12 protein-coding genes and 3 pseudogenes are annotated in these 16,078 nt (G+C 56.4%); 1 reads left to right on the top strand and 14 read right to left on the bottom strand.

Translation table 11 applies throughout. The features are described 5' to 3' along the window. Positions 1–100 precede the first annotated feature (100 nt). A complete protein-coding gene (locus AC0L7U_RS02420; RefSeq protein ID WP_473693516.1) occupies positions 101–1,084 on the bottom strand; it encodes a zinc ABC transporter substrate-binding protein in 984 nt (327 codons plus the stop codon). A 277-nt stretch (positions 1,085–1,361) separates the two neighbouring features. On the opposite strand from AC0L7U_RS02420, the pseudogene AC0L7U_RS02415 reads away from it, so the two are divergent. Continuing rightward, positions 1,362–2,043, top strand: a pseudogene (locus tag AC0L7U_RS02415) (sulfite exporter TauE/SafE family protein). 72 nt (positions 2,044–2,115) lie between these two features. Here the strand turns inward: AC0L7U_RS02415 and wrbA are convergent. The 13 genes and pseudogenes from wrbA to AC0L7U_RS02350 all read right to left on the bottom strand — a co-directional run bounded on the left by wrbA (position 2,116) and on the right by AC0L7U_RS02350 (position 16,029). Beyond that, positions 2,116–2,715, bottom strand: a complete 600-nt coding sequence (wrbA, locus tag AC0L7U_RS02410) for an NAD(P)H:quinone oxidoreductase (RefSeq protein ID WP_473693514.1) — start codon at positions 2,713–2,715, stop codon at positions 2,116–2,118. A gap of 211 nt (positions 2,716–2,926) precedes the next feature. Then, positions 2,927–3,898, bottom strand: coding sequence for an NAD-dependent epimerase/dehydratase family protein (locus AC0L7U_RS02405; RefSeq protein WP_473693512.1), 972 nt, complete (start codon positions 3,896–3,898; stop codon positions 2,927–2,929). A 240-nt stretch (positions 3,899–4,138) separates the two neighbouring features. Next, positions 4,139–5,331: pseudogene (locus AC0L7U_RS02400) on the bottom strand (osmoprotectant NAGGN system M42 family peptidase). Beyond that, positions 5,328–6,482 (bottom strand): N-acetylglutaminylglutamine synthetase, encoded by a 1,155-nt coding sequence (ngg, locus tag AC0L7U_RS02395; protein WP_473693511.1) that lies wholly within the window; start codon positions 6,480–6,482, stop codon positions 5,328–5,330. The pseudogene AC0L7U_RS02400 and the gene ngg overlap by 4 nt, the downstream one beginning before the upstream one ends. Further along, complete coding sequence (locus tag AC0L7U_RS02390) at positions 6,412–7,116, bottom strand: hypothetical protein (RefSeq protein ID WP_473693509.1); 705 nt, start codon at positions 7,114–7,116, stop codon at positions 6,412–6,414. Before AC0L7U_RS02390 ends, ngg begins: the two co-directional genes overlap by 71 nt. A gap of 4 nt (positions 7,117–7,120) precedes the next feature. Beyond that, positions 7,121–8,901, bottom strand: a pseudogene (locus AC0L7U_RS02385) (N-acetylglutaminylglutamine amidotransferase). Positions 8,902–9,106: 205 nt separating this feature from the next. Then, positions 9,107–9,961 (bottom strand): ABC transporter permease, encoded by an 855-nt coding sequence (locus tag AC0L7U_RS02380; protein ID WP_473693507.1) that lies wholly within the window; start codon positions 9,959–9,961, stop codon positions 9,107–9,109. 11 nt (positions 9,962–9,972) lie between these two features. Then, a complete protein-coding gene (locus AC0L7U_RS02375) occupies positions 9,973–11,160 on the bottom strand; it encodes an ABC transporter permease (protein ID WP_473693505.1) in 1,188 nt (395 codons plus the stop codon). Positions 11,161–11,176: 16 nt separating this feature from the next. Then, positions 11,177–11,641 carry a hypothetical protein gene (locus AC0L7U_RS02370; RefSeq protein WP_473693503.1) on the bottom strand — a complete coding sequence of 155 codons (465 nt, stop codon included), beginning with the start codon at positions 11,639–11,641 and terminating at the stop codon, positions 11,177–11,179. A 112-nt stretch (positions 11,642–11,753) separates the two neighbouring features. Continuing rightward, positions 11,754–12,863, bottom strand: a complete 1,110-nt coding sequence (locus tag AC0L7U_RS02365) for an extracellular solute-binding protein (protein WP_473693501.1) — start codon at positions 12,861–12,863, stop codon at positions 11,754–11,756. Between the two features lie 121 nt (positions 12,864–12,984). Continuing rightward, positions 12,985–14,079: an ABC transporter ATP-binding protein gene (locus AC0L7U_RS02360; protein ID WP_473693499.1), complete on the bottom strand. Its 1,095-nt coding sequence runs from the start codon at positions 14,077–14,079 to the stop codon at positions 12,985–12,987. A gap of 701 nt (positions 14,080–14,780) precedes the next feature. After that, positions 14,781–15,080, bottom strand: coding sequence for a hypothetical protein (locus AC0L7U_RS02355; RefSeq protein WP_473693497.1), 300 nt, complete (start codon positions 15,078–15,080; stop codon positions 14,781–14,783). 13 nt (positions 15,081–15,093) lie between these two features. Then, entirely contained in the window at positions 15,094–16,029 is a 936-nt protein-coding gene (locus AC0L7U_RS02350; protein ID WP_473693495.1) for a molybdopterin molybdotransferase MoeA, read from the bottom strand. Between the last annotated feature and the right edge of the window lie 49 nt (positions 16,030–16,078).

The raw sequence follows: 16,078 nt of genomic DNA, 5'->3' as shown, positions 1-16,078 counted from the left end.
TTAGGTCAGGTATCTGACTTAATGATTTGAAAAAAGCCGCTTTCCTGATCGGGAGAGCGGCTTTTTTTATGGCATTCAACTGTTGGTCGGTGGCTTTGCTTTATTTTCCAGGTGTCACGCAGGCGGCAATGCTGCGGGCCATGGAGACGATCAACTTCGGGTAGAGATCCGGGCCATTTTTCAGATTGCTGCCGAGTGGGTCTAGATGTGCCAGGCGCGCGTTCGATCCTTCCAGTACCACCGGCACGAGGCGTGAGTTGAATTCCGGTTCGGCGAAAACACAGGCAACATTCTTCTGCTGGATGATGCTGCGAATGTCGCGGATCCGCTCTGCGCCTGCGGGCGTGGAAGGTGTCAGGGTGATGGCGCCAACGGCTTCAGTGCCAAAATGCTTGCCGAAATAATGATAGGCATCGTGAAAGACCACGAAGTTGCGGGTCTTTGCTATGGCGAGGATCTTCCGGGCCGTTTGATCAGCCTTTTCGATGTGGGCTTTTTCGGTCTTGGCATTGCGGGCATAGGTCGCGGCATCGTCCGGATCGATCTGGCTCAGACGGGCTGCAATGGCATCCACCATTGCCTTTGCATTTTCTGGATCAAGCCAGAGGTGCGGATCGGTGCCGTCGTGACCATCCTCGTGGTGATGCGCGTTCTGATGATCTGCATCGGCATGGCTTTCGTGGTCTTCATGGCCTTCGCCGAAACCCGGTGCTGTGCGGAACGGCATGACATGAACGCCTTTCGCATCCATCAAGGTGACCAACTTGCCGGGTTTTAGCAGTGTGGCAAGCGATTTTGTCAAGGATGTTTCCAACGGTTGACCGACCCAGAAAACGAGGTCGGCCTTCTGAAGGGCGCCGGCCTGCGAAGGTTTCAGGGAAAACGTATGTGGCGAGGCAGCCCCCTCGATCAGCAGGTGCGGCGTGCCAATACCTTGCATGACGCCCGCGACAAGTGAGTGAACGGGCTTGATCGTTGCCACGACATCAGGCGCCTCCGCGTAAGCATTTGCCGTAGAGCCAAACAGGCCGAGCAACAGGGCCAGTGAGCTGGTTCGGGTGACCGCCCCAAGAGAAAACCGCATGATCAATCGTTCCATTTTGTAATGATATAACATGCGTTATACGAAGGCTGGCACGTTTTGACAAGATGCTTCCCGGTATAGAACACGTCTTGGAAAACCCGGCCAAGGATTTGTCTCGTTCAGCGTCATAGGATATTGAACGATAAGGTTTCTTTCCCTTTGTCTGACGTCAGGCGCTGCGATCTGCAAAGTGCCCGGAGGTTTCGTGTTTCATATTGATGTGCTGTCACTCTGTCTTGCGCTGCTGGCCTGTGGCATCGGCGGTTTCTTGAAGGGTATGACAGGCGCGGGCGCGCCACTCATTGCAATCCCGGTTCTGGCATCGCTTTTCAGTTTGGAATTTGCGGTGGTTATCATGGCGGTTCCCAGTCTGCTGACGAACAGTTTTCAAGTCTGGCGATTCCGCAAGTCTCTTATGGCCTTAGCCCTTCGTGTTGTTGTTTTCAGGTGGTGGCGCGATTGGCGCTGTCATTGGAACACTGCTCTTGAAGGGTTTGCCGCAGGATTTTCTGTTGGTGGTGATGGCCGTAACCATTCTGGTTTATGCGGCGTTTCGCTTCAGTCGGCCCCATTGGGTACTGTCCTATGACAAAGCAGTCCGACTGGCCGGGCCGGTTGGCATCATTGGCGGGGTGATGCAGGGCGCGACCGGTATTTCCGCACCGGCGTCGCTAACCTTCATGAATGCGCTGTCATTGCCGCGTGCCGCCATGATAGGCACGATTTCCTGCTTTTTTGCGGTGATGTCTCTGAGCCAAGTGGAGCGCATGGTGGCTCTGGACATGATGACGGGGGAGCGTTTTCTGATCGGATTGATGGCAACTGCAATGATCCTCGCCTGTATGCCGCTTGGCGGCCTGGTGGCACGGCGCTGGTCGTCTGACACCTTCAACCGGATCATTCTGTTCCTGCTGATCCTGATCGCGATCAAGATTTTGGTGCAGGTTTTCATTTTTTAAAATGCCGTAGAAAAGGCGGCACCGGTGGGGGCCGCCTTTCAGATCTCTGCAGATCAGTGATCTGATTGAGGATCAACCGTGCAGCTTTGCAGCGGTTTCTGCGATCAAAGCACCCTGGAATTTGGCGCCATCCAGTTCGTTTTCGCTCGGCTGACGCGATCCGTCGCCAGCAGCAATTGTCGTTGCGCCGTAAGGTGAACCCCCAGTGACTTCGTCAAGCTTGAGCTGACCCTGGAAAGAATAAGGCAGGCCAACGATGGTCAGGCCGAAGTGCATCATCATGGTGATAAGCGAGAACAGCGTGGTTTCGTTGCCGCCATGCTGGCTTGCAGTCGAGGTAAATGCACCGCCGACCTTGCCATTCAGGGCGCCTGTTGCCCAAAGCGGACCGGCTGCGTCCCAGAATGCGGCCATTTGTGCTGGCATACGACCGAAGCGGGTCGGTGCACCGACGATGATGGCGTCATAGTTGGTCAGGTCGTCAACCGTTGCGATTGGAGCAGCCTGATCCAGCTTGAAGTAAGCGGCCTGTGCAACTTCGTCCGAAACGGTTTCAGGAACGCGCTTCACATCGACTTCAGCGCCCTTGGAGCGGGCACCCTCGGCAGCAGCCTGGGCCATCTGCTCGATGTGGCCATAAGTGGAGTAGTAGAGAACGAGTACTTTTGCCATGTTCATGCCCTTAGCGTCGGTATGAGTGAAGCTGGCGTCGGAGTGACTGCGCAGCCTTGCACAAAGACATGACACCTACCTGACTGCAAGGAAAGGCGGAGTTTAAGAACGGACTGTTCAATGAGAGCGAACATCAAGTACGGCAACGCTCGGGTTTTCTAAGTTTCCGGCAGTATGTCCGTATGCTTGCCTGAGGCTTCAAATGAGGCTTTCAGCGAAACTCGCCACTTGGTGCAGACGCCTTCCAGTCGGTCAGCGCGCTTTGCAGGTCGGTTTCAAAGGTGTAGCCGATGTCATGCAGCAACTGCGGTTCGATGTTCGTTGAAACAACAAGTTTTTTGATACGTGCCCGGTTGATGCCATTGCGCAGGCCGACTGCGTTGAGGGCCTCGAAAGGCAGGCTCGCCAGATTGAGAAGCCAGAGCGGCACAGTGCCAAGGGGCTTGGGCAGATCCGCTGCCGTATGAAAGGTCTCGCAGATTTCGCCGATGGTATAATGCTGCGGATAGCAAAAATTATAGAGCGTCTTGGGCGCATTGCGGTTCAAAGTGAAGCGCATGCTGCGCACCAGTTCCTTCACGTAGCCGCAGCCTTTCACGGTATCGGTGCGACCGGGAAAGAAGAACATACGTTTCTTCAAGGCGCTTGCCAGCCGAGTGAAATTGCCATTTTCGCCGGGGCCAAACACGACAGCGGGCCGTGTGACGACGAGCTGGCGGGCGGGGTCTGCTGCCTGCCATGCGTCATGAATGCGCTCTGCCAGAAGTTTCGACCAGCCGTAATGCGAGGTTGGAGTTGGGGGAGTGTCTTCGGTCTTGACGCTCTCGTCAGGGCCGTAGACGGCCACCGTGCTGGTGAAGACGATCGAGGGTATATTGGCGCGCCGCGCGAAGTCGCACACGTTTGTCGCGCCAGCCACATTGGTGGCGTAATAGTCTTCGATAGGATGACCGGGCGTGCGATGGATCGCCGCCAGATTGAAGATTTCGCTGACACCTTCACCAAGGATGTCCGGGATGGTCTGGCGCACATCGGCATAGATGTAGTCAACACCCTCCAGCGGCGTTTCCGGCTTTGCAATGTCGGCGCAGATCAGACGGTCATAGCCGCCACTCTCGACCAGAGCGCTCAAGAGATGGGTCCCGATAAACCCCGCACCGCCAAAGACTATTGCGCGTTTCATGAAATATGGCCTGCCGTTATATGAGCTGAGATGAGCTTTGACCCTGCCGGAACGGAAAACACGTTTGGGGGAGGTCCAGCCTGAGTAAATTCTGACGATCCTGAGCGGATTGTTTGAAAAAGATCTTAAAGCAACCCCTGACAGGTTTGCCAGTAATTTCAAACCGTCCTGCCCCGCCGCTGGGGCAGGGCAGGACGGTTTTTCAGTAAGTCGCGAGCAGGCAGGTGAAAAGACTGTGCCTCAGGCTTCGTTTTCGGCGGCCAACAGGATTTCTTCTTCCGAAAGCTTTTTGGTTTCCGGGGTCAGCTTTTGTTCCGCATCTTCGTGCGGCTGCGTGGTGAAGCCGGACAGATCGGCGAACTCGCGGGCATCGCGGCTGATCTCAACCGGGCTGTCGCCATAGGCCGTCACCAGTTCGGCCAGTGAGCGGAGGGCGTGCATATGGACCCGCTCATAGCCATGGCTGGCGTCAACGCCAAAGGTGATCAAGGCGGTGCGCACGTCGGCCCCGGCTTCCACGGCAGAGGCGGCATCCGAACGGTAGTAGCGAAACACGTCCTTCTGGTGCTTGATAGCATTTTCCTTGCACAGAGAGACGATCTTCCGGGTCAGATGATAGTCGAATGGCCCGGTCTGGTCGCCCATGGCCACTGTGACGCCGAATTCCTCGGAAGACTGGCCGGGCGCGGAGGTGCCGTTGTCGATGGCAATCAGCGAGGCAATGTCCGGCGTCAGAATGGAGGAGGCACCGTGGCCGGTCTCCTCGGCAATGGTGAACAGCCAGAACAGGTCGACAGTCGGAACGATGTCATTGTCGATGAACGCTTTCAAAGCCGTCAGCATGACGGCGACACCGGCCTTGTTGTCGAGGTGCCGCGAAACGATAAAGCCATTGTCCAGGAACTCTGGTTGCGGATGTACGGCGACAATATCGCCAACCTCGATACCGAGTTTGTGCAGGTCGTCGCCCTTGCGTGCGTAGGCATCAACGCGCAATTCGCAATATTCCCAGCCGATGGGCAATGTGTCGACGTCATCGTTGAAGGTGTGGCCAGATGCCTTCAACGGCAGGATGGTGCCGGTGTAGCTGCCACTTTCGGAAAAAATGGAGACACGCGCCCCTTCAGCGAAGCGCGCGGACACAGGTGCCGATGGGCACAAGCTCAAGCCGACCATTGTCCTTCAACCGCTTGATCTGTGCGCCGAGCGTATCAAGATGCGAGACGAAGGCGCGGGCCGGGCGTGTTGACCCACCCGCAAGACGGGCGCGGATCGCACCGCGACGGGTGAGCTCGTAAAAGACGCCAAGCCGGTTCAGTTCTCCCGACACGTAGCGGACGATCTCATCCGTAAAGCCGGTCGGGCTGGGGATCTCGAAGAGATCCTTCAGGGTCTTTGCCAAGGTAGTCGACGTCAATCGCGAGTATGGTCATATGTCCTTCCGGTGAATAGCTTCCCTGACAGATCCGGGGATGGACAGGGGGAAGAGAAAGTCGATGAAACGCTCGGCCGTTGGCTGCGGTTCGTGATTGGCCAGACCAGGGCGTTCGTTTGCCTCGATGAACCAATACTCTGATTCACGCTGGTGTTTCACCATGAGATCGATCCCCGTTACCGGAATCTCAATGGCTTTTGCCGCGCGAATGGCCGCATCAATCAAGCTGTAGTGCGTTTCAGCCGTGACATCATGAATCGTGCCGCCGGTGTGGAGATTGGCCGTCTTGCGTACCGTAACAGTTCGGCCCTGTTCCAGCACATCATCGTAGGTCAGGCCGTGCGACGCAACACAGCGCTCGGTTTCTTCATCCAAGGGAATGCGCGATTCGCCTCCCGTGGCCGCGGCCCGACGCCGAGACTGGCTTTCAATCAGCTCACGGACGCTCAATTTGCCATTGCCGATGATCTCAGCCGGCTTGCGAATGGCGACGGCGACCACCTTGTAGTCGATGACGACCAGACGCATGTCGAGCCCCTCGACACATTCCTCGATCACCACATCATTGCAAAACTTGCGCGCGGCTGCGATGGCGTCGGTCAGATCCTCGATCGTGGTCACGCCGATGGAAATGCCCTTGCCCTGTTCTCCATTGGCAGGCTTGACGACGACAGAGCCATAATGGTCGAGAAACTCTTTCGTTGCTGCTGCATCACCTGCCATCATCTGCGCGGGAAGCACCAATCCGGCCTTGCCGACGACCCGGTGGGTGACGGCTTTGTCGGCGCAGATCGACATGGCAACAGCTGAGGTGAAATCGGTCAGAGATTCACGACAATGCACCATGCGCCCGCCATAGCTGAGGCGAAAGAAACCGCCTTCGGCATCGGTGATCTCGGTGCGAATGCCGCGCCGATGGGCTTCCTTGACGATCAGTCCCGCGTAGGGGTTGAGTTTCTCTTCGCCGGTCGATGTTCCAGTGTAAAGCGCTTCATTGAAGGTGTTCTTGCGCTTGAGGGTGAAAAACGGCACCCGCTCAAAGCCCAGCTTTTCGTAAAGTGCGATGGCTTGACCGTTGTCATGCATCACCGACAGATCCATCGAGGGCAGGCCCTTGGCCTTGAAGTTCTCGGCCAGACGACGGACCAACGCTTCGCCGACACCGGGAAAGCGTGCCTGTGGGAGACACCGCGAGGCACCACAGCGAACTGCCTTCATCGGCCCCGTGGGTGGCGACCTTGTGGTTGATGCCCATCACAGTGCCAACGACGGTGCCGGTTTCTTCTTCTTCAGCCACATAAATGGTGATCGTCCGTGGATCCATCCGGTGCCAGAAAAAATCAAGCGGCACGGGCACCATGTTGCGCGAGGTGTAGAGAATATTGATCGCCTCGGCATCCTGACGCGAGGCCAGTCGCCGCACGGTAAAGCCTCTGCGCTGATTGCGCGCCGGGCGATAGGTGGCCAGATTGACGCGGAAGGTATGCGAAGGATCGAGGAAGATTTCCTGTGGCGCAGAGTTCAGGATCACGTGCGGATCGCGCACGTAAAAAGCGATGTCGCGACGGTCAGGCTGCTCCTCGCTCAAAGCATCGACCAAGGCGCGGGGATCCTGAAACGTATTGCCGAAAATCAGTCGGCCCCAGCCGCAATCATAGACGCAGTTCTGCTGTTCTTCGCTTGGCATCTCGCGCTTGTAGCTGGGTTTCAGCCCTTCATCGCGCATCCGTTTGAGTCGACGACTGTAGGCATTTTTCTGGCGAAACTGATCGGTCTCATTCATGGAGCTAGATCTCCTGTGCCTGCAACCACATTTCAAGCAGGGCGACCTGCCACAATTCCGACCCGCGCAACTTGGTGATGTGCTCGGTCGGGTTGGCGAAGAGCTTGTTCAGATAGCTTTCCTGAAAAAGGCCGCGTGACTTCGCCTTGTCGTTGGTCAGCGTGTCGCGCACCATGTTCAGGTAACTGCCCTGAATGTATTTCAGCGCTGGAACGGGAAAATATCCCTTGGGCCGGTCGATGACGGCGGATGGCACCACCAGCCGAGCAGCCTCTTTCAGAACGCCCTTGCCACCGTGGGCCAGCTTGTGCTCGGCCGGAATGCGTCCCGCCAGTTCGACCAGTTCATGATCGAGGAAAGGCACACGTGCTTCAAGACCCCAAGCCATGGAATGATTGTCGACCCGTTTGACCGGATCGTCCACCAACATGACGTTTGTGTCGAGACGTAGCGCCTTGTCGACCGGATCGCTGGCGCCACTGTGTGCAAAATGGCTCTCGACGAAGGCCAGGCTTTCATCCCGGTCGCAGGCATAGTCGGGGCTGATGGCTTCGCGCATCTGGGCATCTGTGCGGTCAAAGAACGCATTGGCATAGTCGGCCGCTGGTGCGTTGGACCCCTGCATCTTGGGATACCAATGATAGCCTGCAAAAACTTCGTCGGCGCCCTTAGCCGGATTGAACGACCTTGATGTGCTTGGAAACTTCGCGTGACAGCAGGAAGAAACCGATATTGTCATAAGAGACCATCGGCTCGGACATGGCACCAATCGCGAGTGGCAGGTTCTCCTGCAATTCCGACGAGGGAATGAAAATCTGATGATGATTGGTGTCGTAATGCTTTGCGATCAGATCAGAATATTGAAATTCATCGCCCTTTTCGCCGTTGGCTTCCTCAAAGCCGATGGAGAAGGTCGCCAGATCCTTTTGACCCTCTTCAGCCAGAAGGCCGACGATCAGGCTGGAGTCGACCCCGCCCGACAACAACACTCCAACAGGAACATCGGCTACCATGCGGCGGCGCACAGCCTTGCGCAGACTTTCCAGAACCATGTCGCGCCAGTCATCGGCAGAGCGGTTGAAGTCCTCGCTAGATTTTTCGAAGCGTGGCTCCCAATAGGTCGTCTCGGTGAAAGAACCGTCTTTCTCGTAAGTGCGCATGGTCGCGGGCGGTAGTTTGCGCACACCATTCAGCATGGTGCGCGGGGCAGGGACTACCGCATGCCGGGACATGTAATGATTAAGCGCCACCTTATCGATTGAGGTGTCGATGTTGCCGCCGGCCAGAAGCGCAGGCAAGGCGGAGGCAAAGGCCAGTCGTCCATCGCGCTCTGCGAAATACATCGGTTTGATGCCGAAGCGATCCCGCGCCATAGGTGCAGTCTGCCGGAGTCATGTTCGTAAATGGCGACGGCAAACATACCCTGAAACCGCTCGAAGCACGCAGGCCCCTAAGCAGACTACAGGCTTTCAGGATGACTTCTGTGTCGGACGTCGAGGCGAACTGATAGCCTTTGGAGATCAGTTCAAGGCGTAAATCCTGATAGTTGTAGATGCAGCCATTGAAGACGAGGGTGAGGCCCAGGTCCGGGTCTGTCATGGGCTGTGCACCCTTTTCCGACAGATCAATGATCTTCAGGCGGCGGTGACCGAAGGCAATCCGGCCCTGCATGGTGACTCCCATGCCATCTGGTCCGCGTGCCTCCATAGCCTTTGCCATTTTGTCGACCCTTGCCGTGCTTGCAAGATCGTCGCCAAAAACCACTTCGCCGCAAATGCCACACATAGGATCAGTTGCCTCTCACGTCCGTCATACCTGTTTGATGTGCCAGACCGACTTGCCGCGCAAGAGTGCGTGAGACCACGCATATGCGTGTGGGAGGCAAGGCGAGGGGCACACGAATTCTCTGAATAAACGGATGGCCGGAGAATTGGTTCCCCGGCCATCGTGTTCGGTTTGGTTTTGCCGTGGTTGGCTGTCGGCCGCTGCCTTAACCGGGTGTCAGACCGCGCATGCGCTCGCTGCGTCGTCGCAGCACTTCGAGAACTGTCAGTAGAATGATCGAGAGGCCGACCATGATCGAGGCCACCGCCAGAATGGTGGGCGAGATCTGTTCTCGCAGGCCTGTGAACATCTGCCAGGGCAGCGTCTTCTGGCTGGCCGAACCGAGAAACAGCACCACGACGACTTCATCGAAAGACGTGATGAAGGCGAACAGTCCACCAGAGACAACTCCGGGGATGATCAGCGGCATCTGTACCTTGAAGAAGGTCTTTATCGGGCTGGCACCCAGGTTCTGAGACGCCCGCACAAGTGATTCGTCAAAGCCGACCAAAGTGGCCGTCACCGTGATGATGACAAAGGGCGTGCCCAAAGCTGCATGCGCCAGAACGACCCCCCAATAGGTGCCCTGAAGGCCAATGCGGGAATAGAAGAAATACATCCCGGCGGCCGAGATAATCAGCGGCACCACCATTGGCGAGATCAGTATTGCCATGATTGCCGAGCGATAGGGCACATGCCGTTGCGACAGACCGATCGCTGCAACCGTTCCCAATGTCGTGGCAATCAGCGTGGCCACTGGCGCGATCATGAAGGAGTTCTTCAGCGCCTGCTGCCAATCCGGATTGGTGAAGAAATCCACATAGTGTTTCAGCGAATAGCCCGAGGGATCCAGCGCCAGCATCTTCGGCGTGAACGTGAAGAAGTTCTCGGCGTTGAAGCTCAACGGAATGATCACAATGATCGGGATGATCAGGAACAGGAAGATCAACGCGCACAGGAAGCGGAAGCTGTAGTGCCAGACGCGTTGTCCAGTGGATGCATAAGGGGGTAGAGCGCTCATGAGTTCACCTCCTAGCCGAGCTTCACGTTATCGATGCCCACAAGGCGGTCATAGATCAGGAACATGATCAGGACGATGGCCAGCAGGATAGTGCCCAGAGCCGCGGCCAGTCCCCAGTTCAGCGAACTGGAAATGTGATAGGCGATGCGGTTGGAGATGAAGATGCCCGACGTGCCGCCGACCAGCTCCGGCGTGATGTAGTAGCCGATGGACAGGATGAAACAGAGCACGGCACCGGCGCCGATGCCGGGCACCGTTTGCGGGAAATAGACCCGCCAGAACGCCGTCCAATCTGTTGCACCAAGGCTTTTTGCAGCCCGCACGTAAGTAGGCGAGATGGTCTTCATCACCGAGTAGAGCGGCAGGATCATGAAAGGCAGCAGAATATGCGTCATCGCAATGATGGTGCCCATCTGGTTGTTGATCATGATCAGCCGATGCGTGTCGGAGACCAGGCCCATCCACACCAGCACGTCGTTGATGACCCCTTGTTGTTGCAAGAGCACCTTCCAGGCGGAGGTTCGCACCAGCAACGACGTCCAGAATGGCAGCAGCACGAAGATCATCAAGAGGTTGGAGGTGCGCAGCGGCAGGTTGGCCAGAAGAAAAGCCACGGGATACCCGAGCACTGCTGCCAGACAGGTGATGAGCAAAGACAGCATGATGGTACGCTTGAACAGCAGAATATAGATCTGCTGATCGTCCGGTTTCATCTGAACACCATCCGGCGTCAACTCGGCATCAACCGCCGACAGAAAGTAGCCGGAGGTGTAGGCCGGCGAGAAGGTGCGGATCGTCGCCCAGATATCCGGATTGCCCCAGGAGCGGTCACGCTTGATGAACAGCTTCTTGATCGACACGGTTTCAAAGGATGGTGCAGCCGAGCTTGCGGCCTTGACGAGTGCGGCCGTGTCACCAGTAAAGGCAGAGGCCGCATCCGGATTTGCCTTCAAGTCATTGTAAAAGGCGCTGTAGACCGCATTCCAAGGCTGTTTTTCGGCAGGGCTGTCCTGCCGCTCTGTCTGTTCGTATTTGGCAAACGCGCCATAAAGATCAGATGTCTGGGGCAGGACCTTTTGCACAGCGTCATTGAGTTTGAAGGCTGGCTCCGGCTTGGTGAAGTCCTGATTATTGGTGTCTGCGGCAGCGGCCTCGCGCGCCCATTCAGTATGGGCCGAAATCCACTTGGGAGAGGCCATCAGGTTGACCCAGGTCTCAGGCTTTTCCCAGAGCATCGTTCAAGGCGACAAACTGATCAGTATAGGTTTCCCCAAAATCATCGACGTGTCGCCCGGTGCGACGGAACATCGACGACATGCCGGTGCGCTCGTAATTGAGGCGCGACCCAAGGCGTGTGTTGGTCTTGTATTCGGCGGCGATCGTTAGATCGTATTGCATCGCCTCATAGATGTTTTCGCCGGGCAATTTGCCGCTGTCAGGATCCCACTTGTCGAGGGCGATGACGGTGCGTGGCAATGTATTCGGCACGATTTCATTCTCGACGGAGCGGAACAGCATGTCCGCAATCGGAGCCATGAAAGTCAGCAGAATGAAGATGAGCAGTGGCGCAATGAGAACCATGGCGCGCAACTTTTGACGGCGCAGGGCGCGCGCGAGGCTGGCCTTGAGGGGCTTGCCATCGGATGTGGTCAGTTCTGGCGTGGACGTTGTCTCGCTCATGAACCCGTTTCTTTTCGTGTTTCAAGAAGTGAGGAGTGGATGGCAGACCAGCGCGCTGCCGCCATCCAACAGAGTTGAGCGACCGCGGCACGGGGCCGCGGTCTTCAAACGCTTAGTTGGACTTCGTCAGCCAAGCCTGGAACTTGGCATTCAGATCGTCACGGTAATCAGCCCACCACTCGTAATCGTAGGTGATGACGTTCTTGGAGTTTGCAGGCGCGGTCGGCATATAAGGCTTCATGTCGACGCCGAGTTCCTTGGACTTGCCAACGAGCGGCTGCGACGAGGCACGGGCCGGGCCATAAGCAATGTACTTGGCCTGATCAGCAAGACGCTGCGTGTCGGTGGCGAACTTGACGTAGTTCTCGACCATTTTCAGGCGATCCTTGGGCAGACCCTTCGGAATGATCCAACCGTCGATGTCGAAGATCTGACCGTCCCAGAGCATCTTCACCGGCTGGTGCTGCTCGACAATCATCGAGAAGAAGCGACCGTTGTAGCTGTCGGCCATGACAACTTCCTTGTCGGCCAGAAGCTGAACGGCTTCAGCTGCGGACGACCACCAGATCACATTGTCCTTGATGGTGCCGAGCTTCTTGAACGCGCGATCCTGGCCTTCCTTGGTGCTCAAGGTGTCGTAGATCTTGTCCTTCGGCACGCCGTCGCAATACAGCGCCCATTCCATGTTGTAGATCGGGCGTTTCTGCATGCCGCGCTTGCCCGGGAACTTCTTCAGATCGAAGACATCACAGATTTTGGACGGTGTTTCACCATTCCAGGCGTCAATGTCGGTCCGGTATGCCCACGTGATGGAGTAGACGATCTGCGGAATGAAGCAATCCGAAACAATCAGGTCGCCAAAGTCCTTCGTCGGCTTGGTGCCGTCAGGGGCCTTGGCAAGCAGCTTGTCGAAATCAATTTCCTTGGCAAGACCTTCGTCACACAGGCGCATGGCATCGGACGCCGTCACATCGACCAGATCCCAGGTGATGTTGCCGGTTTCGTTCATGGCGCGCAATTTTGCAACGGCTTCCGGAGAGGACTCGTCGTTGATGATCTTAATGTCGGGATGAGCCTTCATGTAAGGCTCGTGATAAGCCTTGAGCTGCGACTTGGAATAGGCTCCGCCCCAGGACACGATGGTCATGTCCTTTGCCAGAGATGTGCCTGCCGTGAGGGCAAGTGCAGCACCGGCCAGAATGGTCGTCTTGAGCATCTTCATAAAATACGCTCCCCTTTGGTTTTATTTTAAATCGGACGTTTCAGGTGGCTATGCCCCCTCATGCTCCGCGCCACCTAGGACGGAGCTGGACAGTCGCTCGGGCTGTACAGCCCGTGACCCGTCAGAGGACGAGGTCGAGCGCTTTGCAATCGGCCTGTGCCCAGCCGATTGGAACCACATCGCCGGTCTTCAATTGGCGTTTCTCGCCGCGATTGCGGACCTTGACGATGAATTCCTTGTTGCCAGCCACATTCATGCGAACGCGAATGTGGTCGCCGAGATAGATCAGCTCTTCAACCCGGCCCTTGACCAGATTGTCCATGCTGTCGGCCGGGGCAAACTCGATGCGCTCCGGACGAAGTGACAGCGTGGTCTGGCTGCCGACACCGCCGATATTGACGCCGTCCGCCTTGAGCTGCGTGCCGTCATCAAGCTCCACCAGACATTCCTTGCCGCGGACATCGACAACCTTGCCGTTGAGCTTGTTGTTCTCGCCAATGAACTGCGCCACGAAGGAGTTCTGCGGATCCTCATAGAGGTCATCCGGTGTCGAGAGCTGCTGGATGATGCCGTCATTGAACACGGCAACGCGGTCCGACATGGTCAAGGCTTCCGTCTGGTCATGTGTGACATAGACCACCGTGACGCCGAGATTTTCGTGGATGTGCTTGATCTCATATTGCATCTGCTCGCGCAGTTGCTTGTCGAGCGCGCCGAGGGGCTCATCCATCAGCACCAGCTCAGGATCGAACACGAGCGCACGTGCCACGGCCACACGCTGTTGCTGACCACCCGACAGTTGTGCCGGACGGCGGTTGCCGAAGTCGCCAAGTTCAACCATTTCGAGGGCGCGTTTGACCTTCTCTGCCTGCTCCGACTTGTTCATTTTGCGAACCTGAAGCGGGAAGGCGAGGTTTTCAGCCACCGTCATGTGCGGGAACAAGGCATAATTCTGAAACACCATGCCAATGCCGCGTTTGTGCGGCGGCACATTGTTGATTGGTGCATCATTGAGAAAGATCTCACCGTGGGTGGCTGGCTCGAAGCCTGCCAACATCATCAGGCAAGTTGTCTTGCCCGAGCCAGATGGCCCAAGCATCGTCAGGAACTCTCCTGATGGAATATCCAGATTCAGGTTTTTAACAACGAGACTCTCCCCGTCGTAACTCTTTTGAACGTTTTCGTATCGAACAGACGCACCCCTGTTTTCCGGCATCGTATCCCCAAAATCTATCTTCCTTCTGCCGTAGTGTCAGAAACACCACGGCACGAAAAGAAACGGTGCGGCAGAATTGTTGCTGCTCTGCGCCGAAATCTCGATAGAAGACAAACATGTTAAATTCAGAATTGAAAGAGGCTTTCTTGATATGGATGAACAAAAAGAAATCAGTTGTCGCGATTTTTTTGGTCGAAACCTCACTTGACGCGGTTTGTAACGGTTCAAAAGAGCGATTTTTACGTGATTTTATCGACAGTTAACTTTAATTTTCTTTATTTTTTTGATTTTTGGCATGTAAATAAAATCAAGCGCAGGTTATTGCTACTGTAAAAGAGAAGGACAGCGCCAAGAACAGTTTTGCCTCAGGAACCTGTTTCCAAGCAAAAACAAAGAAATAATATCGCCTCATTCACGCCTGTTTTTCTGATGTCAAACTAGGCAGGTTAAGACGGGGATAACAGGTATTTGACTGAAAATCGGCCAAATCACCCGCTTGAATACGACACTATTTGCTCGGAACGTACCTTCTAGATCCTTTTGGATCGAAGGAGACCTTTCGGGGGTCTGAAACGTGGCTCATAACATCTCAAGCCTGTTCTTTTGTCTGATATTTGAGCAAGTCGCAGCCGTTTCCCTCGTATTTTTTACAATGCAAAGCCGTTTGGTTTGGTGAGGTTTGAGAGCTTTCGCGGTACTGCTCAAACGCGCAGGATGGCGACTGTTGATCCAGCTGCTGCTGCGGGCGCATGAGGTGGCCGGATAATAAGCGCACCAGCGTTCATGAAGGGCACCAGCATGGAACTGTCCTGGCGGGCAAAAGGCGTCACCTCCAGACGACCGTCTGCCGCAGCGCTCAACAGTGAGCGGACATAATCCTGACGGTGGTCATTGCCCGGCATATCGGCGCCAAGGGTTGCGGTGTCGATGCGCGGTGCCAGGGCTTCATCCAACGTCATGCGACCTGTCAGCAAGCCCAGCAAGGGGCGCAGAAACAACAAGGCGCAGACAAGGCTAGAAATCGGGTTGCCAGTGCAGTCCCAGAACTTTCGTGCGTCCCAGTTGCCCCGCCATCAACGGTTTGCCAGGACGCATGGCAATGCGCCAGAACGCCAGTTCCATGCCGCAGGCAGCCAGAACCTCACCCATATGGTCGTGATCACCCACGGACGCTCCGCCAAGGGTGATCAGCACGTCGATGTCATCCTTCAGTGTTGCGCGCACGGTTGCTTCCAGTGCGGCGCGATCATCGCCGACAATGCCAAGATGAACCGGTGTACCGCCGCAATCTTCAATCAATGCACCAATGCCGTATTGATTTGAGGCGATGATCTGGTCATCGCGCGGAGTGTCGCCCGGAGCCACCAGTTCGTCCCCTGTGGCAAGGATCGCGATGCGCGGCTTGCGGTAGACGGGCAGGGAGGCGTGGTTCATCGCGGCCGCCACGGACAAATGGCGATAGTCCAACACCTGACCAGCGGCGATGACCATTTGGCCAGCCTTGAAGTCCAGTCCTTCAGCGCGCACGTTACGGCCCTTGTCAGGCACCTTGGTGAGGGTGATCCGATCTCCCGGGGTGGAGCCGGTTCCCGAGCAATTGACATTTTCCTGAATGACAACCGTGTCCGCGCCTTGTGGGAGCGGGGCCCCGGTAAAAATGCGCGCTGCTTCGCCCGGTCCAACAGTTCGGTCGAGACGCCTTCCGGCGGCAGACACACCGATGATGGTAAGGACGGGATCTGAACCGTCCACACCAACAAGATCGTCATGGCGCACGGCATAGCCATCCATGGCGGAGGAGGAAAACGGTGGCTGGTTGCGGTTCGCTGTGAGGTCTTTTGCGAGAACCCGGTGGTTGACTGCAAGCAGATCAACCTTCTCGGTTCCCACTGGCACCACGCCCGAGAGAAGGCGTTGCATTGCTTCAGAAACGGGGAGCAGGGCAGCCATGGGAAACTCCGGGGCGTTGTTCGTGGTTGTCGTGTATCTGGTCGAATTC

This window comes from Roseibium sp. 10G30-5, from assembly GCF_055809635.1.
This window is presented reverse-complemented; position numbering and strand designations above follow the sequence as displayed.

Bases quoted from the DNA above. Each gene is read 5' to 3' on its own strand.
- AC0L7U_RS02420 (WP_473693516.1), bottom strand. From the start codon at position 1,084: ATGCGGTTTTCTCTTGGGGCGGTCACCCGAACCAGCTCACTGGCCCTG.
- wrbA (WP_473693514.1), bottom strand. From the start codon at position 2,715: ATGGCAAAAGTACTCGTTCTCTACTACTCCACTTATGGCCACATCGAG.
- AC0L7U_RS02405 (WP_473693512.1), bottom strand. From the start codon at position 3,898: ATGAAACGCGCAATAGTCTTTGGCGGTGCGGGGTTTATCGGGACCCAT.
- AC0L7U_RS02390 (WP_473693509.1), bottom strand. From the start codon at position 7,116: ATGAATGAGACCGATCAGTTTCGCCAGAAAAATGCCTACAGTCGTCGA.
- AC0L7U_RS02380 (WP_473693507.1), bottom strand. From the start codon at position 9,961: ATGAGCGCTCTACCCCCTTATGCATCCACTGGACAACGCGTCTGGCAC.
- AC0L7U_RS02375 (WP_473693505.1), bottom strand. From the start codon at position 11,160: ATGGCCTCTCCCAAGTGGATTTCGGCCCATACTGAATGGGCGCGCGAG.
- AC0L7U_RS02370 (WP_473693503.1), bottom strand. From the start codon at position 11,641: ATGAGCGAGACAACGTCCACGCCAGAACTGACCACATCCGATGGCAAG.
- AC0L7U_RS02365 (WP_473693501.1), bottom strand. From the start codon at position 12,863: ATGAAGATGCTCAAGACGACCATTCTGGCCGGTGCTGCACTTGCCCTC.
- AC0L7U_RS02360 (WP_473693499.1), bottom strand. From the start codon at position 14,079: ATGCCGGAAAACAGGGGTGCGTCTGTTCGATACGAAAACGTTCAAAAG.
- AC0L7U_RS02350 (WP_473693495.1), bottom strand. From the start codon at position 16,029: ATGGCTGCCCTGCTCCCCGTTTCTGAAGCAATGCAACGCCTTCTCTCG.